21 protein-coding genes are annotated in these 24,977 nt (G+C 41.5%); 6 read left to right on the top strand and 15 right to left on the bottom strand.

Annotation, left to right across the window (positions count from 1 at the left end; all coding sequences use genetic code 11):
- Positions 1-16 precede the first annotated feature (16 nt).
- Positions 17-2,239 (bottom strand): RelA/SpoT family protein, encoded by a 2,223-nt coding sequence (locus CYK16_RS06305; RefSeq protein WP_060805398.1) that lies wholly within the window; start codon positions 2,237-2,239, stop codon positions 17-19.
- A 379-nt stretch (positions 2,240-2,618) separates the two neighbouring features.
- On the opposite strand from CYK16_RS06305, the gene CYK16_RS06300 reads away from it, so the two are divergent.
- Positions 2,619-2,846 (top strand): hypothetical protein, encoded by a 228-nt coding sequence (locus CYK16_RS06300; RefSeq protein ID WP_308301159.1) that lies wholly within the window; start codon positions 2,619-2,621, stop codon positions 2,844-2,846.
- A gap of 123 nt (positions 2,847-2,969) precedes the next feature.
- Positions 2,970-3,599: an MBL fold metallo-hydrolase gene (locus CYK16_RS06295; RefSeq protein ID WP_060805395.1), complete on the top strand. Its 630-nt coding sequence runs from the start codon at positions 2,970-2,972 to the stop codon at positions 3,597-3,599.
- 128 nt (positions 3,600-3,727) lie between these two features.
- On the opposite strand, the gene pepO is transcribed toward CYK16_RS06295, so the two are convergent.
- Entirely contained in the window at positions 3,728-5,620 is a 1,893-nt protein-coding gene (gene pepO / locus CYK16_RS06290; RefSeq protein ID WP_101776788.1) for an endopeptidase PepO, read from the bottom strand.
- A gap of 177 nt (positions 5,621-5,797) precedes the next feature.
- Here pepO and CYK16_RS06285 point away from each other — a divergent pair, with 177 nt between their 5' ends.
- The 4 genes from CYK16_RS06285 (at position 5,798) to tpx (ending at position 9,046) form a co-directional block, all read left to right on the top strand.
- Positions 5,798-6,520, top strand: coding sequence for a metal ABC transporter ATP-binding protein (locus tag CYK16_RS06285; RefSeq protein ID WP_084925687.1), 723 nt, complete (start codon positions 5,798-5,800; stop codon positions 6,518-6,520).
- A complete protein-coding gene (locus tag CYK16_RS06280; protein ID WP_000559776.1) occupies positions 6,517-7,365 on the top strand; it encodes a metal ABC transporter permease in 849 nt (282 codons plus the stop codon). The genes CYK16_RS06285 and CYK16_RS06280 overlap by 4 nt, the downstream gene beginning before the upstream one ends.
- 31 nt (positions 7,366-7,396) lie before the next feature.
- Entirely contained in the window at positions 7,397-8,326 is a 930-nt protein-coding gene (psaA, locus tag CYK16_RS06275; protein WP_101776787.1) for a metal ABC transporter substrate-binding lipoprotein/adhesin PsaA, read from the top strand.
- A gap of 228 nt (positions 8,327-8,554) precedes the next feature.
- Positions 8,555-9,046, top strand: coding sequence for a thiol peroxidase (tpx, locus tag CYK16_RS06270; protein WP_000256026.1), 492 nt, complete (start codon positions 8,555-8,557; stop codon positions 9,044-9,046).
- Between the two features lie 95 nt (positions 9,047-9,141).
- On the opposite strand, the gene CYK16_RS06265 is transcribed toward tpx, so the two are convergent.
- From CYK16_RS06265 to ftsZ, 13 genes are all read right to left on the bottom strand, one after another.
- On the bottom strand, positions 9,142-11,850 hold the full coding sequence (locus CYK16_RS06265; RefSeq protein WP_101776786.1) for an ABC transporter permease: 2,709 nt from the start codon (positions 11,848-11,850) through the stop codon (positions 9,142-9,144).
- A 1-nt stretch (position 11,851) separates the two neighbouring features.
- Positions 11,852-12,553, bottom strand: coding sequence for an ABC transporter ATP-binding protein (locus CYK16_RS06260; protein WP_101776785.1), 702 nt, complete (start codon positions 12,551-12,553; stop codon positions 11,852-11,854).
- Between the two features lie 281 nt (positions 12,554-12,834).
- Entirely contained in the window at positions 12,835-15,246 is a 2,412-nt protein-coding gene (locus CYK16_RS06255; protein ID WP_101776784.1) for a glycoside hydrolase family 95 protein, read from the bottom strand.
- A gap of 52 nt (positions 15,247-15,298) precedes the next feature.
- Complete coding sequence (locus tag CYK16_RS06250) at positions 15,299-15,991, bottom strand: phosphoglycerate mutase (protein ID WP_000240129.1); 693 nt, start codon at positions 15,989-15,991, stop codon at positions 15,299-15,301.
- A gap of 237 nt (positions 15,992-16,228) precedes the next feature.
- Positions 16,229-16,705, bottom strand: coding sequence for a hypothetical protein (locus CYK16_RS06245; protein WP_101776783.1), 477 nt, complete (start codon positions 16,703-16,705; stop codon positions 16,229-16,231).
- 13 nt (positions 16,706-16,718) lie between these two features.
- Positions 16,719-17,099 carry a hypothetical protein gene (locus CYK16_RS06240; RefSeq protein WP_000837844.1) on the bottom strand — a complete coding sequence of 127 codons (381 nt, stop codon included), beginning with the start codon at positions 17,097-17,099 and terminating at the stop codon, positions 16,719-16,721.
- A gap of 402 nt (positions 17,100-17,501) precedes the next feature.
- Entirely contained in the window at positions 17,502-20,294 is a 2,793-nt protein-coding gene (gene ileS / locus CYK16_RS06235) for an isoleucine--tRNA ligase (protein WP_101776782.1), read from the bottom strand.
- Positions 20,295-20,546: 252 nt separating this feature from the next.
- A complete protein-coding gene (locus CYK16_RS06225; RefSeq protein WP_308301158.1) occupies positions 20,547-21,428 on the bottom strand; it encodes a DivIVA domain-containing protein in 882 nt (293 codons plus the stop codon).
- An 8-nt stretch (positions 21,429-21,436) separates the two neighbouring features.
- Positions 21,437-22,222: a YlmH family RNA-binding protein gene (locus CYK16_RS06220; RefSeq protein WP_142374672.1), complete on the bottom strand. Its 786-nt coding sequence runs from the start codon at positions 22,220-22,222 to the stop codon at positions 21,437-21,439.
- On the bottom strand, positions 22,219-22,482 hold the full coding sequence (locus tag CYK16_RS06215; RefSeq protein ID WP_101776779.1) for a YggT family protein: 264 nt from the start codon (positions 22,480-22,482) through the stop codon (positions 22,219-22,221). The genes CYK16_RS06220 and CYK16_RS06215 overlap by 4 nt, the downstream gene beginning before the upstream one ends.
- Positions 22,482-23,021, bottom strand: a complete 540-nt coding sequence (locus CYK16_RS06210) for a cell division protein SepF (protein WP_101776778.1) — start codon at positions 23,019-23,021, stop codon at positions 22,482-22,484. Before CYK16_RS06210 ends, CYK16_RS06215 begins: the two co-directional genes overlap by 1 nt.
- A gap of 9 nt (positions 23,022-23,030) precedes the next feature.
- Positions 23,031-23,702, bottom strand: a complete 672-nt coding sequence (locus CYK16_RS06205) for a YggS family pyridoxal phosphate-dependent enzyme (RefSeq protein ID WP_060805385.1) — start codon at positions 23,700-23,702, stop codon at positions 23,031-23,033.
- Between the two features lie 4 nt (positions 23,703-23,706).
- Positions 23,707-24,966 carry a cell division protein FtsZ gene (ftsZ, locus tag CYK16_RS06200; protein ID WP_023943741.1) on the bottom strand — a complete coding sequence of 420 codons (1,260 nt, stop codon included), beginning with the start codon at positions 24,964-24,966 and terminating at the stop codon, positions 23,707-23,709.
- Between the last annotated feature and the right edge of the window lie 11 nt (positions 24,967-24,977).

Raw genomic sequence — 24,977 nt, 5'->3', positions numbered from 1 at the left:
GTAAGAGCTAGGACAATTAGCCGTTGGTCCGTTTAACAGAATAAACCTCTGGTACGCTCTTAATCTTATCCACAACCGTAGTCAGCGTCGAGAGGTTGTCAATGCCGAAGGACACATGGATATTGGCAAATTTCATATCCTTGGTTGGTTGGGCGTTGACTGTTGAGATATTCTTGGTTGTGTTTGAAAGAACTTGCAGTACATCGTTCAATAGTCCTGTACGGTTGAGACCATAGATATCGATATGAGCCATATACTCCTTATTTGAGTTTGAATACTGGTCTTCCCATTCCACATCAAGGAGACGTTGCTCGTAGTTTTCTTGTGCACGCAGATTCATACAGTCCACACGGTGAATAGCCACACCACGACCCTTGGTAATGTAGCCGACAATATCGTCACCAGGTACGGGGTTACAACACTTAGCAATCCGCACTAGGAGACCTGAGGCACCTTCAATAACCACACCACCCTCATGCTTGACTTTGAGGGTTTCTTTATTTTCAACCTTGACCTCGCCACCTTTGACAAGTTCCTCTGCCTCCGCCTTGGCCTTGGCACGTTCTTCCTCACGGCGTTCCTTTTCAGTCAGACGGTTAAAGACGGTAATAGCACCGATTTCTCCAAAACCAATGGCCGCAAAGAGTGATTCTTCTGTCTTGTAGCTGGTCTTTTGTAGAACTTGGTCCATGTGGCGCTTGTCCATAAATTTATTGGCCACATAGCCATTTTCTTGAAACTGGGCCATCAACATCTCACGCCCCTTGTTGACAGACAATTCCTTGTCTTGATTTTTAAAGAACTGGCGAATCTTGTTGCGCGCCTTGCTGGTCTTGACCATATTGAGCCAGTCACGGCTCGGCCCAAAGGAGTTAGGGTTGGTGACAATTTCAACCTGATCCCCTGTCTTGAGCTTGGTTGTCAGTGGAACCATACGACCATTGACCTTGGCACCTGTCGCTTTTTCACCGACTTTTGTATGGATTTCGTAGGCAAAGTCAATCGGTCCTGAATCTTTGGGAAGGGAACGGACGGCACCATCTGGGGTAAAGACATAAATCTCCTCAGCCAGATAGTTTTCCTTCACAGAGTCCACAAATTCCTTGGCATCATCAGCCTGGTCTTGGAGCTCCATCATCTCCTTGATCCAGTTCATCCCAATAGCTGATTCCTTGCTGTTAACCTGCCCCTTAACGCCTTTCTTATAAGCCCAGTGAGCCGCAACCCCGTACTCAGCCACCTCGTGCATAGCCTTGGTCCGAATTTGGAATTCGATCGGCCCTTTTGGCCCATAAACAGTCGTATGGATAGACTGATAACCATTAGCCTTGCGATTAGCGATATAGTCTTTAAAGCGACCAGGCATCGGTTTCCAAAGTTCATGCACATAACCCAACATGGCATAAACATCACTTTGGGTATCTAAAATACAGCGAATAGCAATCAGATCATAGATTTCCTCAAACCGTTTTCTCTTATCCTGCATTTTGCGGAAAATCGAGTAAATATGCTTGGGACGACCATAAATCTTCCCTCTCAAGTGATGATCCGTCGTATATTCCTCTAATTTTGTGACTACCTCATCCACCAAGGCTTCACGCTCCCTACGCTTTTCCTTCATCATATGGGTAATCTTGTAAAACTCTGTCGGATTGAGATAACGGAAAGACAGGTCTTCCAATTCCCATTTGACACTGGAAATACCCAAACGATGGGCAAGCGGGGCATAGATTTCCATGGTTTCTTTGGAAATACGCTCCTGCTTATCTTTTCGAAGGTGTTTAAGCGTCCGCATATTGTGCAAGCGGTCAGACAGTTTGACCAAGATAACGCGGATGTCCTCAGACATGGCCATGAGCATCTTGCGGTGGTTTTCAGCCAACTGCTCTTCGTGAGACTTGTACTTGACCTTACCGAGCTTGGTAACTCCATCGACAATCACGCGCACATCAGGACCAAACTCTCTTTCCAAATCGTCCAAGGTCGCATCTGTATCCTCCACCACATCATGCAAGAAACCGCAAGCTACCGTTACAGCATCCAGCTTAAGCTTGGCTAAAATACCTGCCACTTGGATAGGATGAATGATATAAGGTTCGCCTGATTTGCGATATTGACCACTATGACAATCCACCGCATAGACCAAGGCCTTATGGACAAAATGAACATCATCTTCCGTTAAATATTCTTTAGTTAAAGCGACAACTTCTTCGCCTGTTAAATTCACTTCTTTTGGCATCTCTACTCTCCAATTCTTCCTACCATTTTATCACTTTTTTAAGAATATGAAAACTAGATTGGAACAGAATAAGAAAAAAATAATTCAGAATTGCTTGATAATTCTGAATTATTAGTCTATAATATATTACGAAGTTAGATTTTAAACTTAGGTGATAGAAGGAGAGATAGAAGAACGGAAACCATATTGTAACCGAAAGACTTTCTGACTTCCCCAATTCCATTGAATATACGAAAGATAAACGGTGTAACTCGTGTCACATACACTGGTACCTTGACTGGATTTTGGAATTAAAATCCTCAAGATGCTTTCTTTTATCCTTTAGTTCATAAGGAGAACACATATGAAAAAAACTGCTATTTCTATCTTTGCTCTCCTAGTGTTAGGAGTTAGCTGCCTGTTCCTATTCAGCCAGCAAAGTTATAAAAAAACAGTCGTTCAATACTATGCTAACGACCAGAACCTACCCAATAGGATAATTTATAGTGAATATAGCGATAAACGAGAAGCTAACTACGGTGGCACTCTAAACATCACATCTATCAAACAAGCTAATGACGGAGTTTATGCAACCTATGAAGGGCAATTGACACCTCTCCAATATTGATAAATTGATAACCAGCCTGTCTTCATCTAGTCATGCTGGTTTTTAAGTTCATTCTAAATCCTTACCTATTCGCCCCAACTGTGCTATACTTAATTTAGTACATTCTTTGAGATTGGAGCTAGTATGAAAATCCATAAAACCGTGAATCCTGTTGCCTATGAAAATACCTATTACTTGGAAGGCGAAAAACACCTCATCGTTGTCGATCCTGGTAGCCATTGGGAAGCCATTCGTCAGACAATCGAGAAGATCAACAAACCGATCTGTGCCATTCTATTGACCCATGCCCATTATGACCATATCATGAGTCTGGACTTGGTTCGCGAGACTTTTGGCAATCCTCCTGTCTATATCGCAGAGAGTGAAGCCAGCTGGCTCTATACTCCTGTTGATAATCTCTCTGGGCTTCCTCGCCACGATGATATGGCAGATGTGGTCGCAAAACCTGCAGAACACACTTTTATCTTTCACAAAGAATACCAACTAGAGGAATTTCGTTTCACTGTCTTGCCAACACCAGGTCACTCTATCGGCAGTGTTTCTATCGTCTTTCCTCAAGCTCATTTGGTATTAACTGGTGATGCCCTTTTCCGTGAAACCATCGGACGAACAGATCTTCCGACTGGTAGCATGGAGCAACTTCTTCACAGTATCCAGACCCAACTCTTCACCCTACCAAACTACGATGTCTATCCAGGACATGGTCCAGCTACGACTATTGCTCACGAAAAAACTTTCAATCCTTTTTTCTAGTAAAATGATGACAATGTCTATCGCATTTTAAGTACACTATCCAGCAAGTCTTTACACTATAAAAGGCATCCTATCAAGGTTCTCACACCTGATTGGATACCTTTTTTCTGATGACTAGATTTTTTGCCTTACCAAATAATCACGCGCTCTTCTGGTGAACGCCACATTCCGTCTCCTTCTTTGACATCATAGGTTGTAAAGAAATCATCGAAGTTTGGTACTTGCACATTGACACGGAGTTTGGCTGGCGCGTGCACATCGACGCTGGCCAAAAGTTTCATAAATTCTGGACGACCTTTCATGCGCCAGATGCGACCGAAATTGTAGAAAAATTCTTCTGCTGAGAAGTCTGGTTCTCTCTTAGCTGCTTCAAGCGCTGCTGCGATTCCTCCCAAGTCAGCTACGTTTTCTGATACAGTCAATTTACCGTTAATGGTTGCTCCATAAGAATCCTGTCCATCAAATTGGTCAATGACTTTTTGTGTTTTCTCCTTGAAGGCAGCATAGTCGCTCTCTGTCCACCAATCCTTGAGGCTACCATTTTCATCGAAGGAAGCTCCGTTGGTATCAAAGGCGTGGGAAATTTCATGGGCAATAACTGCCCCAATCCCACCGTAGTTAGCAGAAGATGACTGGTGCAAGTCATAGAAAGGCGCTTGTAAAATAGCTGCTGGGAAGACAATCAGGTTCTTCTGTGGATTGTAGTAGGCGTTGACCATATGAGCAGGCATGCCCCATTCCTTGTAGTCTACAGGCTGGTTCCACTTGCTCCAACTGTGCTTGATTTCCACACGCGCAAAGGCTAGAGCATTTTCAAAAAGACTAGCATTTTCATCCACTACTTTGTCCTTGTAGCGTTCTGGCAATTCTTCTGGATAACCGATATAAGGCTTGATGACATTGAGTTTGACGATAGCCTTGTCACGAGTTTCAGGAGTCAGCCAGTCATTTTTTGCCAAGCGTTCCTTATAGACATCAATCATGGTTGCTACTTTTTTCTCCACGTCCGCCTTGGCTTCTGGGGAGAATTTTTCATGGGCATACCAGAGCCCCAAGGCTTGTTTGAATGGACCTTGTGCTAGCTGGTAGGCTGCCTTAACCTTGTCTTTGGCCTCTGGAACTCCTGAAAGCGCACGGCTATAGGCACCTGACAAGACACGGATTTCTTCTGTTAAATAGCTGGTTGAGAGATTAACAACACTTAAAATTAAGGTTGCCTTAAGGAGAGGCCATGCCTCTTCACTATAGAATCGCTCTGCTGCTTGCCAGAAACGTTCCTCATCTACAATAACCTTGTCTGGCACTTGTCCAAGAACGGCTTGGAAGAAGTCATCCAAAGGTAGGGCAGGCGCAAATTTCTTGAAATCTTCATAAGAATATGGATGGTAGAGTTTAGCATATTCTGAACTTTCTTCATTAGAGAGCACCACTGCCGCAACTCGACGGTCCAATTCTAGTCTTTTCTCTAACAAGTCTTCAATTTCTTCATCAGAGAAATCATATGCCTTGAGAAGATTTGCACTGCTTTCTTTCCAAAGAGTCAAGAGCTCTTCGCGCTGAGGATGGTCTTCAGCATAGTAGGTCGTATCTGGCAGAATTGTGCTTGGAGCACTAGCCCATAGAACATTGATTCTAGCATCCATAAAGTCTGGCGATACACCAAAAGGAAGGAAGTTCGGTTTTCCTGCAAGTTCAAACTCTGCTAGTTTAGCTGTAAAATCCGCAAAAGTCTCCAATTCTTGGAATTCTTTAAGAAGTGGTAAGACAGGTGTGATACCGTCAGCTTCTCTCTTGTCAAAATCACGAACTAGGCGGTGGTATTTGACAAAGTTTGCCAAGATAGCATCCTCAGGCACCTCTTCTCCTGCCAACCACTTGTCTGTTGTCGCCAGCATCAGGTCTTCAATTTCCTGATCTAAATCCACAAAACCTCCCGTTTGAGACTTATCTGCTGGGATTTCAGCTGTCTGTTGCCATTCTCCATTGATTGCATCATAAAAATCATCTTGATAACGTGTCATCGTGTTCTCGCTTTCATTTGTACTTGTTTTTAGCTTAACAAAAATTAACTGGGAATGCAATTAAAAATGAACTTTCTCTTTCCATCATTTTTCAGTTATTATTTTAATTTTTTTAAAAATTAACTTGACTTAATTTTTTTTTTAATGTATATTAAGAGGCAGGAGGAATACAAGTTTATGATACGTATCGAAAACCTCAGTGTCTCCTACAAAGAAACGTTGGCACTTAAGGATATTTCACTAGTGCTCCATGGACCAACAATTACTGGTATCATTGGTCCAAACGGTGCTGGGAAATCAACATTATTAAAAGGGATGCTGGGAATTATCCCACATCAAGGTCAGGCATTTCTCGATGACAAGGAAGTTAAAAAATCCTTACATCGAATCGCCTATGTCGAACAAAAAATCAATATCGACTACAACTTTCCCATCAAGGTCAAGGAATGTGTCTCGTTAGGACTCTTTCCCTCTATCCCTCTCTTTCGAAGTTTAAATGCTAAACATTGGAAGAAAGTGCAAGAGGCCCTTGAAATTGTCGGTCTAGCTGACTACGCTGAACGTCAAATCAGTCAACTGTCTGGAGGTCAATTCCAGCGGGTCTTGATTGCCAGATGTTTGGTTCAGGAAGCCGACTATATCCTCTTGGATGAACCCTTTGTTGGGATTGACTCTGTCAGTGAGGAAATCATCATGAATACGCTGAGAGATTTGAAAAAAGCTGGGAAGACGGTTCTCATCGTCCACCACGACCTCAGCAAGGTTGCCCACTACTTCGATCAAGTCTTGCTTGTCAATCGAGAAGTGATTGCCTTTGGTCCAACCAAAGAAACCTTTACCGAAGCCAATCTCAAAGAAGCTTACGGTAATCGACTCTTTTTCAATGGAGGTGACCTATGATTGCAGAATTTATCGATGGATTACAAAAATTCCATTTCCTACAAAATGCCTTGATAACAGCCATTGTCATCGGGGTCGTAGCTGGAGCTGTGGGATGTTTCATCATCCTACGCGGGATGTCACTCATGGGAGATGCCATTTCACATGCTGTCTTGCCAGGTGTAGCCCTCTCCTTTATCTTGGGCCTTGACTTCTTTATCGGAGCCATTGTCTTTGGACTACTAGCTGCTATCATCATTACCTACATCAAGGGAAACTCGATTATCAAAAGCGATACCGCCATCGGCATTACCTTTTCTTCTTTCTTAGCCCTCGGTATCATCTTGATTAGTGTCGCTAAAAGTTCAACTGACCTTTTCCATATCCTTTTTGGTAATATCTTGGCCGTCCAAGATACGGATATGTTTATTACTATGGGTGTAGGAGCAGCCATTCTCTTGTTAATCTGGATTTTCTTCAAGCAACTCTTGATAACTTCCTTTGATGAACTCTTGGCTAAAGCCATGGGAATGCCTGTCAATTTCTATCACTACCTTCTCATGGTACTTCTAACTCTCGTGTCTGTGACAGCCATGCAAAGTGTCGGAACTATCCTGATTGTAGCCATGCTGATCACCCCAGCTGCAACTGCTTATCTGTATGCTAATAGCCTAAAAAGCATGATTTTCCTTTCCTCAACCTTTGGAGCCACAGCTTCAGTTTTGGGGCTCTTTATCGGCTATAGCTTTAACGTTGCGGCAGGTTCTAGTATCGTGCTCACAGCCGCTAGTTTCTTTCTCATTAGCTTCTTTATCGCTCCAAAACAACGATATTTGAAACTGAAAAATAAACATTTGTTAAAATAAGGGGCAAAACCCCAATAAATTGGAGGATCTAATGAAAAAATTAGGTACATTACTCGTTCTCTTTATTTCCGTCATTGCTCTTGTAGCATGTGCTAGCGGAAAAAAAGATGCAGCTTCTGGTCAAAAACTAAAAGTTGTTGCTACAAACTCAATCATCGCTGATATTACTAAAAATATTGCAGGTGACAAGATTGATCTTCACAGTATCGTTCCTGTTGGTCAAGACCCACACGAATACGAACCACTTCCTGAAGACGTTAAGAAAACATCTCAAGCTGATTTGATTTTCTATAACGGGATCAACCTTGAAACAGGTGGCAATGCTTGGTTTACAAAATTGGTAGAAAATGCCAAGAAAACTGAAAACAAAGACTACTTTGCAGTCAGCGAAGGCGTTGATGTTATCTACCTCGAAGGCCAAAACGAAAAAGGCAAAGAAGACCCACACGCTTGGCTTAACCTTGAAAACGGTATGATTTTTGCTAAAAACATCGCAAAACAATTGAGCGCGAAAGACCCTAGCAACAAGGAATTCTACGAAAAAAATCTCAAAGAATATACTGATAAACTAGACAAACTTGATAAAGAAGCTAAAGAGAAATTTAACAACATCCCTGCTGAGAAAAAACTCATCGTAACCAGCGAAGGATGCTTCAAATACTTCTCTAAAGCCTATGGTGTCCCAAGTGCCTACATCTGGGAAATCAACACTGAAGAAGAAGGAACACCTGACCAAATCAAGACCTTGGTTGAAAAACTTCGCCAAACAAAAACTCCTTCACTCTTTGTAGAATCAAGTGTGGATGACCGTCCAATGAAGACTGTTTCACAAGACACAAACATCCCAATCTACGCACAAATCTTTACTGACTCTATCGCAGAACAAGGTAAAGAAGGTGACAGCTACTACAACATGATGAAATACAATCTTGATAAGATTGCTGAAGGATTGGCAAAATAATACTCTTCGAAAATCAAATTCAAACCACGTCAGCGTCGCCTTGCCGTACTCAAGTACAGCCTGTGGCTAGCTTCCTAGTTTGCTCTTTGATTTTCATTGAGTATAAGCCTCTGAAAAACGTCATTCTCACATGAGCTGGCGTTTTTTCTATGCTCATATTTCCGGTCAAATCATTGGAAAATTCCGACTGTTTCAGCTAAAATGGAAGAAAAAAGATTGGAGTATCTTATGGTAACTTTTCTCGGAAATCCTGTGAGCTTTACAGGTAAACAACTACAAGTCGGCGACAAGGCACTTGATTTTTCACTCACTACAACAGACCTTTCTAAAAAATCTCTGGCTGATTTTGATGGCAAGAAAAAAGTCTTAAGTGTCGTGCCTTCTATCGATACAGGCATCTGCTCAACTCAAACGCGTCGTTTTAATGAAGAACTGGCTGGACTGGACAATACAGTTGTCTTGACTGTTTCAATGGACCTCCCTTTTGCCCAGAAACGTTGGTGCGGTGCTGAAGGTATTGAAAATGCCATCATGCTCTCAGACTATTTCGACCATTCCTTTGGACGTGATTATGCCCTCTTAATCAATGAGTGGCATCTATTGGCACGCGCAGTCTTTGTCCTCGATACTGACAATACTATTCGCTACGTTGAATACGTGGACAATATCAACTCTGAACCAAACTTCGAAGCTGCAATTGCAGCCGCTAAAGCCCTATAGAAAAAATCCTCTGTCACAAAGAGTTCCCTACTCTTTGAAACGGAGGATTTTTGCTTACGAGTAAATATAAATTTAATCAGATAAAAACAACTGCCTTACTCTACAGATTTCAGGGCTTCAAGCATATCAACCTTTCTCAGATGATAATTGACAAAGAAACCAAGGACGGTCAAAATGGTGCTTACTGCTACCACTGGGATTACATAGACTTCCCAGCCTACCTGCGGATAAAAGAGAATAGTCGCAGGCGAAATCATTTGAATCAAAAATTGGTGTAAATAGAAACCAGATACCAAACCCAGTACGATTCCCACAAGGGACAGCACAATCGTCTCACGGTAAATGTAGAGTGTGACTTCATTATTATGAAAACCGAGAACCTTGATAGTGGAGAGTTCACGGATTCTCTCAGCCACGTTGATATTGGTCAAATTGTAGAGGATAACAATAGCCAATAGAACTGACACGATGACCAAGATAGTCATGGTCTGATTGAGTGAGCTAGCGACGGAGTCAAAGAGGCGAATGGCTGAAGCATTTTGAACAACACTGGACACCGCAGCTTGATTCATAAGCAAGCCTGCCTGACTTTCGATACTAGGCGCACTAGAATCCTTTAGCGTAACCAGATAAGTGTTAGCTTGGGGTAGCTGGCCGTAAATTTGCTCATAGCTAGCCTGACTCATATAAATAAAGTGACCAACGTAGTTCTCAGCAATGGCAGCGACCTTTAGCTTCTTACCTTCAATTTCTAGAGTCTGTCCAACCTTGACACCTGCCAGCTGGGCGAGTTTAGCTGTAATAACGACGCCATCTTTTAATGTCAGCTCCTGCTGATGATGTTGCAGATGGATAAAGGGAGTCAAATCCTCCTTCTCTGTCATCATAAGAGTAACAGTCTGAAGACCAGCCTTGCCTTTAAAATCCTTGTCTAGCGTTTTAGAATAGATTTTCTGGTAGGCTTTGATGTCCTGCCCTTTCAACACTTCTTCTAACTCTGCCTTGTCCTGATTGGTCGAACTAGGATTTTCAGAAACAATCATCTGATACTGTTGGATTTGTTGAAACTGTCTAGACGGAACTCCTGCTACAGAGGATTGGATTCCCAAACCTGCAAAGAGCAGGGCTACAGAACCTACCACACCAAAGATCGTCATCAACATCCGCTGCTTATAACGGAAGATATTGCGAGCTGTTACCTTATGAGTAAAACTGAGACGACGCCAGATAAAACCGAGACGCTCTAGTAAGATTTTAGCTCCTTTAACAGGAGGTTTAGGCAGTAAAAGCTGGGCTGCTTCGTCATGAAGTTCTCTACGAGCTACCAAGTAGGCTGGTAACACACTCGCCAACCAACTCAAGACAAGAGCCAGTAAGCTATAGGTCCAATAGAACTGAATCTGGGTTTCTCCCACCACCATGCCTTTTGTAATGACACTTGAAATCACACTGGCTAGTAAATAATGGCCAAGGATGCTACCTAGAGCTGTTCCTACAGTCCCAGCTACTAGACCATAAAGGAGAAACTTGGCAATAATATCCTTGCTACGATATCCCAAGGCCTTAAAAATCCCTGCATGTGTTCGCTCTTCATCCACAAAACGAGTCATAGTTGTGAAGGTCACCATAGCTGCTACGGCATAAAGCACTACAGGAAAGATATTGCCCACTGCCCGAATACTGGCTGAAGCATTACTGTACATGAGGTAGCCTTGACCGCCAGGCATGGTCTGACGATTATAGACTTGATACTTGGGCTCAGCTAATTCATCCAAGACTTGCTGATGTTTTTCTAATTTTTCCTTTTCTTGGGCTAGATTTTGTTCAGCCTGCTTTAGTTTGTCCTCTTCCTTGCTCAATTCCTGCTTAGCTTGGGTAAGTTGGGAACTAGCCTGCTCTCTCTGAGCTTGAGGAAGCAAGGCTAGTTGACTTTCCTGAGCCTGTAAACGAGCTCGAGCAGCTACTAAACGACGCTTGCCTTCCTGCAAATTAGTATCAGCCTTGTCAAGGGTCTCTTGGCCTTTGTCTAGAGACTCTTGGCCTTCTTTTTTCAAGAGTTGCAAACGTGCCTTGCCATTATCTGACAAAGCTTGTTCTAGGTCTTCCTGATGCTGTTTGGATTTTTCTTCATAAGTTGCTGAAAAAGCATTTAAACCTGACAAATCTTGATATTTTAAACGAGCTATATTGTAGACTTTCTGATCAAACTGACTAGGTAAAATCACCCCATAGGCTGTCAGAGTCCCACTTCCACTTGCTGCGTAGCCCATATCTCGCTGGGAGAGGATTTCAGCTGAATCCACAAAACCAGTAATGGTATAAGTATGGTCTTTTAAAGAGGAATGACCCTCTTCTTTTTCTTTAAAACTAATCTCCTGTCCCACGCTGTATTGGCCTTGCAAATGAGTGGCCAAAGCGATTTCCTTGTCGGACTTAGGAAGTCGTCCCTCTCTTAGCTGAAAGGTTGAAATTCTCTCTGGTTTGGAGTACAGCCGAATGGCATTCTGCCCATTCTCCATAGTCACATCTGTCAAATAGCCAAACTCAACCTCTGCGCCCTCCGTCTGTTCTAGTTCTTCTTGATCTGCTTGATCCAAACCATAGTTAGACATGACTGCCAAATCCAAGGTTTGAGCAGTTGTTAAATAAGCATTAGCTGTCACCTCCATGTTTGGGCTAGTCACTTTGAGGCCTACTAGGACTAGAGACCCTAACATCATCAAGGTTAAGATGGATAAAAAACGCCCCTTGGAGGCTGTGAAGGACTGAATTAAGTCCTTCCAATAGGTTTTTCGCTTGATCATGCTAGTACTCCAAACTGTCGATATCCTGAGGATGCTGGTTGATCACCACATCCTTGACACTGGCATCGTGCATATGAATCACGCGATCAGCAATGGGCGCCAAAGCTCCATTATGAGTCACGATGATCACCGTCGCTCCCTTTTGACGAGACATGTCTTGGAGGATTTTCAAAACCTGCTTACCCGTTTGATAATCCAAGGCCCCAGTCGGTTCATCACAAAGGAGGATTTTAGGATTTTTGGCTACCGCGCGTGCAATGGAGACTCGCTGTTGCTCCCCTCCAGAAAGCTGGGCTGGAAAATTATTGAGACGATGAGCCAGACCTACATCTGTCAAGACCTGTTCAGGATTCAAGGCATCTGTCACGATTTCTGAAGCCAACTCCACATTTTCCTTAGCGGTTAGATTGGAAACTAGATTATAAAACTGAAAAACAAAGCCTACATCATTGCGGCGGTAATTGGTACGCTGGTGGGAACTATAGTCTGCAATATTGACACCATCAATCCAGATTTCCCCCTCATCATTGGTATCCATTCCCCCAAGAAGGTTAAGAACCGTTGACTTGCCAGCACCTGACGCACCAAGGATAATCACCAGCTCCCCTTTTTCAATTTCAAAATTCACATCACGATTGGCCACAATCTCCGTGTCCCCAATCTGATAACGCTTGTAACAGTGTTTCATCTCAATATAAGCCATCAGTGCCAGCCTCTCTTAAACAAATTACTTCATATTACCATTATAACGCTTTTTCAACTAGTTGGAAACTGCTTACATTCTCAAATCCTTATTAAAAGGCAGTATCAAATTACTGCCTTCTAATACTCAATGAAAATCAAAGAGCAAACTAGGAAGCTAGCCGCAGGTTACTCAAAGCACCGCTTTGAGGTTGTAGATAAGACTGACAAAGTCAGTCACATATATACGGTAAGGCGACGCTGACGTGGTTTGAAGAGATTTAAGAAGAGTATAACATCTTCTTAAAAATAAAATTGAACCAGATCGCCTTCTGCTGTTGCTACCGAAATACAATCTTTCTCTATGCATTTCACTTTTGCTTTTTCTTGATTCATTTCAATCACACTCTTCTCAATACCTGGATAAGAGACTCGCAAATCTCCCCCACTTCTTGATAAAATAGTCATCTGTAAGAGTTTTTTATCCTCCCAACTCATGCTAACTTCAAAATGTCCACGTGCCATTAAGCCTGAAACAGAACCTGTTGACCATGCATCGGGTAGGGCGGCTAGAGGTACCAGATAAGCTGCATGAGACTGGAGTAACATTTCTGCCATGCCACTGCTAGCACCAAAATTACCATCTATCTGAAAAGGAGGATGGCTACACCAAAGATTTGGCAAGGTGGATGACTTTAACTGCTCTGCTAATAATTTATGGGCTCGATTGCCATCTCCTAGACGCGCCCAAAGATTGATCTTATTAGCCTTGGACCAACCTGTGCCCCCATCTCTACGATCACTGAGGCTAGCACGCGCCGCTTCAAGATACTCTTGTCCCTTATAGCTAAAGAGATTGCCAGGATAGAGTCCCACCAGATGAGAAGCGTGCCGATGCTGGGCCTCCACTTTTTCATTTTGAAAATGTTGCTCTTCCTCCTCATACCACTCCCTGATTCGACCAGATTGAGTGATTTGAAGAGGATTAAGCAAGTCAAACTTCTCCTTGACCTCAGTCAACAAAGCCTCATCCAGTCCCAATTCCTGAGCAGCCTGAATAAAATCATTAAATAACTGCCAAATCAGAGATTGGTCATAGGTATTGCCAATCGAAATCGGACCATGTTCTGGGGAATAAGACGGAGAAGACACCCAACGCTGCGCCTGCTGATCCTCATGTAAAAAATCATTCCAAAAACGAACCGTTTCCCTCAACATGGGATAAATTTTCTCCCTGAGATAGTCTTGGTCCCTATAAAATGAATAGGCTTCATAAACCGTTTGCATCATCCACGCATTGGCAGCTGGTGACCAACCCCAATAGTAATCCCAACCAGGTGCCGTCCAACCAAAGGGAGTCGCTTGAGTATGAACTAACCAACCATTCTCCTCCCCTTCTTGAGAGACGATTCCTGCATACCTTGCAGCTGCTAGGCGACCATAGACTCGCAAATCATCGATATAGTTGATGACTGGAAAAGCCGTCTCTAGGAGATTGGTAACATAGGCTGGCCAATAATTCATCTGCAGGTTGATATTCAGGTGATAGTCCGAATTCCAAGGAGGATTATCGACCGCATTCCAGACTCCCTGTAGGTTAGCTGGTAGAGCCTCTGGACAATCTCTGGAAGAACTAATCAATAAATACCGTCCATACTGGAAGAATAGCTCCTCCAAAGCCTGTCCCTCTTGTGGCTTATAATTTATTAGTAACTCATCTGTAGTGGATGTGTCAACATCAGCTCCCAAATTCAATTGAACACGCTGAAATAAGGCTTGGTAGTCCTCAATATGCCTTGATTTCAATTGGGCATAGCCCTTTTCTTTAGCTGTGTCCACCAAGTCCTTTACTTGCTGCTCTAAATCTAGTTTATTGCGATAATTACTAGCAGGATTTTGGGCAAAATCTGTCTTAGCCGCCAAGAAGAGATTGGCATAACTGGCTCCTGATATCTGAACCTTATCTGACCAAACTCTAATATCCCCATCTGTTTCCCAAGCTAAACAGCTAGCAAACTGCAGGTCATTGTCCTTAACTCTTCCCTTCATCAAGATATGAGAATCAGTAATATCCAACTTACACTCCTTGTAATCAGACTTCTCCTGCTCATACTTTCCATCAGAAGCCAAATCACGGGTCAAGGATAGTTCTATAGTAAAATCTAGAGTTTCCAACCCTTCCTTAGTAAAGCGCTGAATCAAGAGATCATCTGGAAAACTGGCAAAGGCTTCACGTTCAAATCGCGTTCCCTTATAGGCATAAGAAGTCGTCGCAAGTGCCTTACTAATATTCAACTGTCTCTGATAGTCCGTCACCTGAGACAAAGTCGTGTCTTGATTACTAAACTCAATATGAATATCCCCAAAGGACAGATAGGTCCCATATTGACTGGTTTTTGGTCCAATCAGATGCTTTTCAGCCAGTTCTTTAGCCCGATTGTAATCTCTCTTTTCCAAAGATCGCCGAATCTCAGCTAAAAAGTTATGCTGATCCTGAAGATTTCCACCCTGATAATCTGAACTATCAGGAAGTGGACCACCAGACCAGAGACTTTTTTCATTAAATTGAATCCGTTCAGCCCCAATAAGACCAAAGACTTTAGCTCCTAAAGAACCATTGCCTATCGGTAAGACCTCTTCTTCCCAACCCTTATATGTTCTTGATGCTGGTTGCTTATAGGCCAATACATAATCTTGTTTTTTATTCCTTATCATACTACCATACTAACATAAAAAGCCTAGAAATCAATTCTAGACTTACAATTTTTTATTTTCCAAGGTAGTATTCAGAAACGACGTTCAATTTTTCGTCAAATTCGAATACCAATGGTGGGAAGTTAGGGATTTCCACGTCCATGATTTCGTCATCTGACAAACCTTTGATGTGTTTTACAAGGGCACGGATTGAGTTACCGTGAGCTCCTACGAATACGTTTTTACCATCTTTAAGTGCTGGAGCGATTTTGTCTTCCCAGAATGGAAGGGCACGTTCCAAAGTCACTTTCAAGTTTTCAGCATCTGGGATTACTGAGTCGTCAAGTGAAGCATAACGACGGTCTGTGTGAGCTGAGTGCTCATCATCACGGTCCATGTTTGGAGGCAATACATCGTATGAACGACGCCAGATGTGAACTTGTTCATCACCAAATTGTTCAGCAGCTTCAGCTTTGTTTTTACCAGTCAAACCACCATAGTGACGTTCGTTCAAACGCCATGATTTTTCAACTGGAACCCACAATTGATCAGAAGCTTCAAGAGCCAAGTTAGTTGTTTTGATCGCACGTTTCAATACTGAAGTGTAAGCTTGGTCAAATTCGATACCAGCCTCTTTGATCAATTTACCAGCGTCAATCGCTTGTTGTGTACCTTTTTCAGACAAATCAACATCAGCCCAACCAGTGAAAAGGTTAGCTTTGTTCCATTCAGACTCACCGTGGCGAGCAAAAACCAATTTTACCATTAGATGGATTCTCCTTTAAATTTTCCGAGGTTTCCCCTCGTTTATCTATTCTATTTTACACAATTTTTCACAAAAAAGCTAGTCAAAACCAAAAAGGAAAGGACTGTTTGCCAATCACATTGTTTTTGGTTGTTTCTATTATATCTTCATTATTTAATCTTTAAAAAACACCCCAATTTCTAACATTTGGGGTGTAATTTAACCAATTATTCTCAATTACTACAAAAAATTTCTATCTTACTGTAGTTGAGATGTCAAAGTTTTCAACTGTTTTTGCAAATTGTCTCTAAAGTCTTTCAATTGTTGAGACAATTTTGATTTATCATCTTCCTTGATCTCAGTTGACCCTAGCAAATCATATATTTTTTTCTGCGCATCGAATAATTTTTGAGTTGACTCTTTTAGTTTGGTAAACGACTCATTATTTTCCATAGCTGTGCCTTTGAAACTTTCCTCAGCTTTAGTAAAATAATCATCAAAAATCTTTTTATAAAGATCTATATAATCTGCATAAGTACGCATTGATTCAATCGCATCATCTGTTACAACTGGAGTATCGAAAGTGATTGTTTCTTTTGAGGTATTAGATGTTGCTACTGTCTTCTCATCATTACTTGTTGAAGCGGTCTTTGAACTTTGTGATCCACATGCAACGAGAAGAGAAATAAATAATAGGACTACTCCTAGACCGATAAAATGTTTTGTTCTTTTCATGCTAAAACACCTTTTATTCTTCTGATTTGAATTTCTTCAATGTTGCAAGGAATAGAGATCCTCCAATAATAGCAAGAATCCCCCCAACCCATCCTAAGAATGGAATGAGACTAACTCCACCTGAAACAATCATTAGTACAGACGGAGCTGCACCTACACGATTATCTCCTTTATAGTAAACAATAGCAATGATACCAAGAACAAGATTTGCAATCTTCAAGGCATTCAAGAGTAAGGCAACACCTGAAACAGCCCCTGCAGTAGCTCCTCCATTAAGAGTTGTAGCAGCTGTATTTACCGCTGTTCCCAACAAGACAAAAGGACCAATAAGAAGTAAAATTCCTCCCACAAGACCGACGATACCACTAATTAAAGCAAGTGTTTTTGATTTCATAATAAAATCTCCTTTTTATTTTTTTTCAAATAAAATTGTATCATATTTACTAAAAAAAAAAAGTATTTTCTGATATTATAAAATAAAAATTTGTATAATATGAAATAAAATATAATACTTTTCAGAAATCAAAAGCAATTACACAAATTTATTATTGTAAAAATGTGACACAATTTACCAATCTTATCCGCAATATCAAATTCGTATTTTATCTTACTGCTGTTAGCTTGCTAAGTTTCTCTTTGATTCTTGTTGAGTATAAAAAGTCACACCTCGCAAATTTTCAAAATAAATAAAAACGCATCGTATCAGATGTTCAAAAACGTGATACAATGCGTTTTATAGTCTATAAGATTAGTTGTCTTTTCTTCTCAAATTGAGTTTTCCCTAGACTTTTCAATCTTATTTCGCTTCAAATCCTTCTGCGACTGCGTCTGCAAAGTTTTCTTCTACGATGCTTGCACAGTGGTCACAGATAACTGCGTGGTAGCTGCGTTCTGCTGTTGTTGGGTCGATACGACGGCAACGGTCACATACTTGGCCTGCAGCGCGTTCAACTGTAAAGGCTACATCTTCGAAGCTTACGGCAGCTTCTGGAGCTGGTCCCTCTGCGATGGTCAATTCTGACACGATCAAAAGTTGAGCTACATTGCTGTTTACTGCTTCAAGTAGAGTTTTCACCACTTCATTTGGGTAAACTGTCAAGTGTGCTTCAAGTGATTTACCGATAACTTTTGCATTACGCGCTTCTTCCAAGGCTTTTTGAGCTTGTCCACGGAAGTCCATGAAGGCAGCCCATGTATCCAAGATTTCTTCTTGGTTAGCAAAAGTTTCCGCTTCTGGCAATTCTGATAATTGAACGAAGTCTTCAGCTTCAAACTCAAGATATGACCAGATTTCCTCTGCTGTGTGAGGAAGGATTGGTGTCAAGAGTTTGGTGATTTTCACAAGAATGTCATAGAAGACAGTCTGCATTTGACGGCGTTCCAGTGATTTGGCACCTTCGATGTAAACAACATCTTTAGCAAAATCAAGGTAGAATGCTGACAAATCAACGTTGATAAAGTTCACCAAGGCCTTATAGATTGTCAAGAATTCAAAGTCCGCATAGGCATCACGAATGGTCTTGACAAGCTGGTTAAAGCGAATAGTCATGTACTTATCAACTGAACGAAGTTCTTCGTAAGCTACTGCATCCACAGCTGGGTTAAAATCAGATGTATTGGCAATCAAGAAACGAAGGGTGTTACGGATTTTACGGTAAGTTTCAGAGACTTGGCTCAAGATATCCATAGAGATACGCACGTCGTTGCTTGAATCTACACTTGTTACCCAGAGACGCAAGATTTCTGCACCAAATTGTTTTTCAACATCGCTTGGAGCAATGGTATTTCCAAGAGATTTAGACATCTTCTCACCTTTACCATCAAGGGCAAAACCTTGTGACAAGATTTGTTTGTAAGGTGCTACGCCATGGTTGGCAACAGATGTGATGAGTGATGAGTTGAACCAACCACGGTATTGGTCTGAACCTTCTAGGTAAAGATCTGCTGGGTAAGTCAATTCAGGACGGTTTACCACAACTCCATTCCATGATGAACCTGAGTCAAACCAAACGTCCATGATGTCTGTTTCTTTCTTGAATTCGCCATTTGGTGAACCTGGATGAGTAAATCCTTCTGGCAAGAGGTCCTTAGCATCACGTTCCCACCAAATGCTTGAACCATGTTCCTCAAATAGTTGAGCCACATGTTCAATCGTTTCAGCAGTCATGATCGCTGTACCATCTTCAGCGTAGAAAATTGGAAGCGGAACACCCCAAGCACGTTGACGAGAGATAACCCAGTCGCCACGGTCACGAATCATATTGTAAAGACGGACTTTACCCCATTCTGAGTGGAATTTCACTTTTTCAATTTCATCCAAGATTTCTTGGCGGAATTTAGAAACTGAGGCAAACCATTGTGGTACTGCACGCCAGATAATTGGTTTCTTAGTACGCCAGTCAAATGGGTATGAGTGAGAGATTTCTTCTTGGGCAAGAAGGAGGTTACCAAGTTTTTCAATAACAGTTGGGACAACCTTATCATAGAATTGACCTTCAAACTCAGGACCAGCATTCTTCATCATGATACCACGTTCGTCAACAGTCACTGCGACTTCAAGACCATTAGCAATACCAACATTGTAGTCGTCCTCACCAAAACCAGGGGCTGTATGGACAATACCAGTACCAGAGTCAGTGGTAACGTGATCACCAAGGATAACCAACTCATCTACAGCTGTATCCCATGGGTGTTCTGTTACGATGTGGTTGAGTTCTTGACCACGGTAAGTTGCCAAGACTTGAACATCAGCCCAACCAAACTTCTCAGACAAGCTAGTCAATAATTCTGCAGCAACCACAAACTTACGAGCTTCACCAGCAGGTTGAACCAAAACGTAATCAATATCCGCACCAACAGTCAAACCACGAGAAGCTGTGATAGTAAATGGAGTAGTTGTCCAAACAACGATATAAGTATCTGTATCTAGAACACCTTTGCCATCTTTTACCTTATTGGCATAGTAAAGAGAAGTTGAAACCAAGTCATGGTATTCAATCTCTGCTTCAGCAAGGGCAGACTCAGATGACCAAGACCAGTAAACTGGTTTGGCACCACGGTAGATATAACCTTTATTAGCCATCTCACCAAATACACGGATTTGGGCTGCTTCATAATCAGGAGTCAAAGTCACATATGGATTTTCCCAGTCACCAGAAACCCCCAAACGTTTAAAGTCTTCACGTTGTTTATCTACTTGAGAAAGAGCGTACTCACGGCAAAGTTTCAAGTACTCAACCAAGTCCATTTCTTTACGTTTGACACCTTGCTTTGCCAAAACTTGCTCGATTGGCAGACCATGAGTATCCCAACCTGGGATAAATGGTGCGTAAAAACCTGACATTGATTTTGAACGAACAATGATATCTTTTGAAATCTTGTTCATAGCGTGTCCAACGTGAATATTTCCGTTCGCGTATGGAGGGCCATCATGCAAGGTGAAATGAGGTTTTCCTTGGTTCAATTCTTGACGACGTTGGTAAAGTTTTGCATCTTCCCATTCCTTTTGCCAAACTGGCTCTTTAGTAGGAAGGCCTGCACGCATTGGGAAAGCTGTTTTCCCAAGATTAAGGGTATCTTTGAGTTTCATGGTATCTCCTTTATAAATAATAACAAATTAAAAACCACGACTTCCAAAAAGGACGAAAATCGTGGTACCACCTTTGTTCGGAAAAAGATCTAGTCTTTCTCCCTCTTTTCCCGTAACGTGGGGAACGTCAAATCCTACTAACTTCAGACTTGAATTTTTGAGAGGATAATCTTATCAATAGGGATTACAGGACTCACACCATCTCCTGCTCGCTGGAAATATAAGGATAAGATATTGTTCTCAGAATATTTCTTATAAAATTGTAACGGATTCTTGCGGTGCTTCAAATCCTGGTGCTGAATCAAACGTTTCTGTAGCTGGTGTTGGAGCCGAAGGATGTACTGGAGCTACTTCTGGTTCTTCGTACATTGGACCAACTGGATGAGCAGGCTCTTCTTCCATTTGAGGACTCACTACAGGAGTTGGATTTTCCACTTCCTGTTTAGCCTGAGCTTCAAATTCAGCCAATTCTTTATTGGCTGCCTCAATACGAGCTTGTAACTCTGCCATTTCTGCTTGAGAGAACTGACGTGTCATATCAATTGGTTCTTCCTCAATTGGAGCTGGAATCGGTTCTCCAAGTACTTCGCTAACCACTTCTTTAAAGGCTTCATCACTGGTTTGAAGATAAGTAGCTGTTGGACGGAGAATATCTTCCCAATCTGAAGATTCAACAATAGCCAACTGACTCTCAATTGTAGATTTGAGACGTTGGTGGAAGACACGGCTCTTATTCTTCAATTCTTCTGTTTCAACAGCGACTTTCTTAGCATTATCAGTTGCTTGACGAAGAATCTCGTTTGCCTTATATTTAGCTTCTTCCAACAAGCGTTGGGCATCCTGCTCTGCTTGGTGAATGATATTGTTTGAACGTTCATGTGCCGCCTGTTTCACTCGCTCAGCTGTATCCTGGGCAATCAATACAGACTGGCTCAATGAATCTTTCATTTCGTCAAAGTAAGACAAACGCTCTTCTAAACTCTTAATACGCAAATCTTTATCATGATTCGCACGAACAAGATCTTCGTAATCACGAACCACAATATCTAAAAATTCATCGACTTCTTCTGGATCAAAACCTCTAAAACGTGTGCTAAAGGTTTTATCTTTGATTTCTAATGATGTAATTGGCATTCTATTCCTCACTTACTTAATAATAACTGGACGGTTATTTTTTTCTTCTCTTTTTTTGTTTGTCCCTTATCTTGAAGCAATCTCAAGCGCCCAAATTTTCTTACACTAATCAAGTCTCCAACTTGGACAATATAATCTGATTTGTCTACCACATGATAATTTACTTGGACAAGTTTCTTTTCAATCAACTGGTTTGCTTGATTCCTAGATAGTTTCAAAACATTTGATAAAAGAACATCTAATCTAAAACTAGATACACATAAATCCAGCTCTCGATACTGTTCTAGCTTATCTATTTTCTCGGTGAAAGGACATTCCTCCAGCGAAACGGGTATACGGCCAATTTTCTTTAATCCATCTTGAAAGAGAAGAAGAAACTGCTGATTAATCATAATCTGCGCCCGTTCTTCATCTACTAGGATATCTCCAAAAAGTTTCCGTTCAATCCCTAATTGATTGATGACTGTCCCTAAAATCTTAGCATGCGTTAAGTGTTCAAATTTATTGGAATACACTATTTCCTGAAGAGATATTTCAAAATCTGAAAACTCTGGCTGGAAATAATCTGGGTATAATAAAACTCGAACATACTCACTCGAGACGAATTCCCCACTACTGCTACAAGCAAGACCATAGGTTTTGGCTAAAATTTTTAATAGCTTCTCCTGATGAGGATTGATAAAAGGAGTTAAAAAAGGAGCATAGCTATCTTCTACCTTCTTTATCCATTCCATTCCCTTGTCAAGAAATGGACGATCTTCTATGGAGAAATGCTGGTAAATCCCTTTATTCATCCTATCATCGCCAGAAAACGGACTAGGTTTTCTCCTAAAAATCGAATCAAAACAATCGCAACCCAAACAGATAAATCAAGACCCGCTATCTGTAAAGGCAGGCGTTGCAAAGGAGCAAGCACTGGTTTTACCAATGCTACAATCCAACGACCCAAACTTGATTCGTAGGCGCCTGGAAACCAAGACATAACAGCAAAGGCTACCAAAATCAGGGAGTAAATATCCACTGCATTATAAATCAGACGAATTAAAAAAATCATTATCGTACTCTATTTCGCTTCATATCAAAGCCAAACTCACCATTTTGTTCTTCATCTGGTAAACGAATATCTTCTACATTCACAATAACATTCACTGGTGTTAACAGATACATAGTAGATGCTACCTTTTTCAGATTTCCAGCTAAAACATGACAAGCTCCATCCAAATAGTCCAAACAACGACGGGCCTGTACCTCTGTCATATACTGAAAATCAATTAAAATACTTTCGTTTCCTGCTAATAAATCAACAATTTCTATCGCATCTTCATATTTTCTAGGATAACGAACATCAATTGTTACTTTTTCAGTAGAATGCTGATTTTGCTTTGCTAACTCTTGTTGACGTGCATGCAGTCTAGTAATATTATTTTCTTTTGTACCACTTGTGCTTGGTGTTTGATTCGTTGAGAGAGCCTTTTCCTGTGTAGAATTTACTGGAGTTAAAATGGGCTCATCTCGTTTTTCATTAGGGAGACTTAAATCCTCATCCTCCGTAAAATAATCTATAAATCTATCGAATCTATCTTTTAAAGACATGGTTCTCTCCTACTTAAAAAATGCTGTACCTATGCGAACAAAGGTGGAACCGAATTGAATCGCTTCTTTATAATCACGACTCATTCCCATGCTTAAGTCGGTCATAGGCATATTTGGAATTTGTTTTTCTTGGATTTCTTTTTGTAAATCTTGGGTCGCCTTGAAAATTTCTTTCAACTGCTCACTGCTAGCCTCAAAAGGTGCCATCGTCATTAAACCAACATATTCAATCTTATCTAGTTTGGCTAACTCTAGCAAGACTTCCAATAATTCTTCTCTCGAAAAGCCGTGTTTACTTTCTTCTTTAGAAATATTTACTTGAAGGAAACACTTGATGACTCGGTCACTTCTTTTTTGGATTTCCTCTGCTAGCTTTACTGAATCCAATGCATGGAAATAATCAACGTATTGAATGACATCTTTCACCTTACGTCTTTGTAAGGTACCAATCAAATGCCAAGTCACATCTCGATCTTTTAAAGCTTGATATTTCTCTAAAAACTTATCTACACGATTTTCACCGATATGATGAACCCCTAGCGGAAGCAAGGCTTCCGCTGTCGGTACATCTACATACTTGGTAACTGCAATGACAGAGACTGAGCCACTCTCGCGATGAGAACTCAGACTTGCTTCTGCGACTTCTCGAAAAACACGTTCTGTATTTTCTTTTACATTCATTTACTTAACGATTTTTGAAAAATGGAGGTGTATCCAACTCATCTTCATCTTGTGAATTTGGAATTTCAAAACGTTCTACCGGTGACACTACTGAATCAGTCGGACGAACAATTGTCTCGCGACGTAAATCCCAATCACCAAAAGCAGATCCTTGAGCTTGTTCCGAGCGACGTTGATTTTGTTTTGGCAATTCAGCTGTTTCTGCCATATCAAAATGACGATCAAAGCCATGTGAATGAGATGGTTTCACTGTCTCACGGTAGTTGGTAGTAGGTCTAGCTTGTGGAGCCACAACCTTTTCTACACGGTCTTGACGAACACCCGTTGCGACAACTGTTACACGAATTTCATCACGCATACTTTCATCAATTGAAGTACCGAGCCAGATGTTTACTCCTTGTCCCGCTGCCTGGTTCACAATTTGTGAAGCCTCTTCTGCCTCAATCAAGGTTAAGTCGAGACCACCAGTTACGTTAACAATCACATCTTCTGCTCCATCAATTGTTGTTTCAAGAAGTGGAGAGTAAATTGCCTTACGTGCTGCTTCTACCACACGTTCTTCTCCACTACCGATACCAATACCCATAAGAGCATTCCCTTTATTTGCCATAACTGTTTTCACATCGGCAAAGTCAAGGTTAATCAATCCTGGATTGGTAATCAAATCGGTAATTCCTTGAACACCTTGACGAAGAACGTTATCTGCTTCGCTAAGGGCCTCCAAAAGCGGTGTCTTCTTATCAACAATTTCAAGCAAATTGTTGTTTGAAATAATCAATAGAGTATCTACATGCTCACGTAGTTGATTGATTCCTTCTACAGCAAATTGTCCACGTTTGCTTCCTTCAAAACCAAACGGACGTGTTACAACACCAACTGTAAGAGCGCCCAAATCTTTGGCGATACGAGCAATAACAGGAGCAGCTCCAGTTCCAGAGCCTCCTCCCATACCAGCAGTGATGAAGACCATATCTGCGCCACTGATAGCTTCAGTCAGTGTTTCTTCGCTTTCTTCAGCAGCTTTACGACCAACCTCAGGTTGACCTCCTGCACCCAAACCACGAGTCAATTTAGGTCCCAACTGAATAACAGTCTCAGCTTTTGTACTACTCAATGCTTGTACATCTGTGTTTGCTGCGATAAATTCTACGCCTGTAACACCTTCGTCGACCATACGGTTGATGGCATTGCCACCACCTCCACCGACACCAATTACTTTAATCACTGCACCTTGAGCAGCAGCTGTATCAAATGAAAATGTCATAATTTATTTTT

This window comes from Streptococcus oralis subsp. dentisani (genome assembly GCF_002860905.1).
Taxonomy (GTDB): Bacteria; Bacillota; Bacilli; order Lactobacillales; family Streptococcaceae; genus Streptococcus; species Streptococcus oralis_BA.
Note: the sequence above shows the minus strand (reverse complement) of the source record. Positions and strands in the feature narration are given on the sequence as shown.

Bases quoted from the DNA above. Each gene is read 5' to 3' on its own strand.
- CYK16_RS06225 (WP_308301158.1), bottom strand. From the start codon at position 21,428: ATGCCAATTACATCATTAGAAATCAAAGATAAAACCTTTAGCACACGT.
- CYK16_RS06240 (WP_000837844.1), bottom strand. From the start codon at position 17,099: ATGAAATCAAAAACACTTGCTTTAATTAGTGGTATCGTCGGTCTTGTG.
- tpx (WP_000256026.1), top strand. From the start codon at position 8,555: ATGGTAACTTTTCTCGGAAATCCTGTGAGCTTTACAGGTAAACAACTA.
- ftsZ (WP_023943741.1), bottom strand. From the start codon at position 24,966: ATGACATTTTCATTTGATACAGCTGCTGCTCAAGGTGCAGTGATTAAA.
- CYK16_RS06285 (WP_084925687.1), top strand. From the start codon at position 5,798: ATGATACGTATCGAAAACCTCAGTGTCTCCTACAAAGAAACGTTGGCA.
- CYK16_RS06305 (WP_060805398.1), bottom strand. From the start codon at position 2,239: ATGCCAAAAGAAGTGAATTTAACAGGCGAAGAAGTTGTCGCTTTAACT.
- CYK16_RS06205 (WP_060805385.1), bottom strand. From the start codon at position 23,702: ATGAATGTAAAAGAAAATACAGAACGTGTTTTTCGAGAAGTCGCAGAA.
- CYK16_RS06265 (WP_101776786.1), bottom strand. From the start codon at position 11,850: ATGATCAAGCGAAAAACCTATTGGAAGGACTTAATTCAGTCCTTCACA.
- CYK16_RS06280 (WP_000559776.1), top strand. From the start codon at position 6,517: ATGATTGCAGAATTTATCGATGGATTACAAAAATTCCATTTCCTACAA.
- CYK16_RS06255 (WP_101776784.1), bottom strand. From the start codon at position 15,246: ATGATAAGGAATAAAAAACAAGATTATGTATTGGCCTATAAGCAACCA.
- CYK16_RS06295 (WP_060805395.1), top strand. From the start codon at position 2,970: ATGAAAATCCATAAAACCGTGAATCCTGTTGCCTATGAAAATACCTAT.
- CYK16_RS06260 (WP_101776785.1), bottom strand. From the start codon at position 12,553: ATGGCTTATATTGAGATGAAACACTGTTACAAGCGTTATCAGATTGGG.
- pepO (WP_101776788.1), bottom strand. From the start codon at position 5,620: ATGACACGTTATCAAGATGATTTTTATGATGCAATCAATGGAGAATGG.
- CYK16_RS06210 (WP_101776778.1), bottom strand. From the start codon at position 23,021: ATGTCTTTAAAAGATAGATTCGATAGATTTATAGATTATTTTACGGAG.
- CYK16_RS06245 (WP_101776783.1), bottom strand. From the start codon at position 16,705: ATGAAAAGAACAAAACATTTTATCGGTCTAGGAGTAGTCCTATTATTT.
- psaA (WP_101776787.1), top strand. From the start codon at position 7,397: ATGAAAAAATTAGGTACATTACTCGTTCTCTTTATTTCCGTCATTGCT.
- CYK16_RS06220 (WP_142374672.1), bottom strand. From the start codon at position 22,222: ATGAATAAAGGGATTTACCAGCATTTCTCCATAGAAGATCGTCCATTT.
- CYK16_RS06250 (WP_000240129.1), bottom strand. From the start codon at position 15,991: ATGGTAAAATTGGTTTTTGCTCGCCACGGTGAGTCTGAATGGAACAAA.
- CYK16_RS06215 (WP_101776779.1), bottom strand. From the start codon at position 22,482: ATGATTTTTTTAATTCGTCTGATTTATAATGCAGTGGATATTTACTCC.
- ileS (WP_101776782.1), bottom strand. From the start codon at position 20,294: ATGAAACTCAAAGATACCCTTAATCTTGGGAAAACAGCTTTCCCAATG.